1 protein-coding gene is annotated in these 473 nt (G+C 69.6%); it reads left to right on the forward strand.

What is annotated here, in order from left to right; genetic code table 11:
• On the forward strand, positions 1–473 hold a 473-nt coding region (locus RTQ46_RS26655; protein WP_312440631.1), incomplete at both ends, for a methyl-accepting chemotaxis protein.

Consider the following 473-nt stretch of genomic DNA (forward strand, 5'->3'; position numbering starts at 1 on the left):
AAGGTGACCGTGGGCGCGCGCGACGAAACGGGCCAGCTGCTGCAGGCGCTGAACGCCATGAACACCAGCCTGCAGGACATCGTCGGCCAGGTGCGCGGCGGCACCGACACCATCGCCGACGCCTCGCAGCGCATCGCCAGCGGCAACCTGGACCTGTCGGCGCGCACCGGCCAGCAGGCGGGCTCCCTGCGCAACACGGCCGACTCGATGGCCCAGCTGACCTCCACCGTGAAACAGAACGCCGGCCATGCGCGCCAGGCCAACCAGATGGCGGCGCTGGCGTCGGAAGTGGCGGTGCGCGGCGGCGCCGTGGTGGCGCAGGTGGTCGGTACCATGGGCGCGATCAACACGTCGTCGAAAAAAATTGTCGACATTATCGCCGTGATCGACGGCATCGCCTTCCAGACCAATATCCTGGCGCTCAACGCGGCGGTCGAAGCGGCGCGGGCCGGCGAGCAGGGCCGCGGCTTTGC

Source organism: Janthinobacterium sp., assembly GCF_031995485.1.
GTDB lineage: Bacteria > Pseudomonadota > Gammaproteobacteria > Burkholderiales > Burkholderiaceae_D > Janthinobacterium.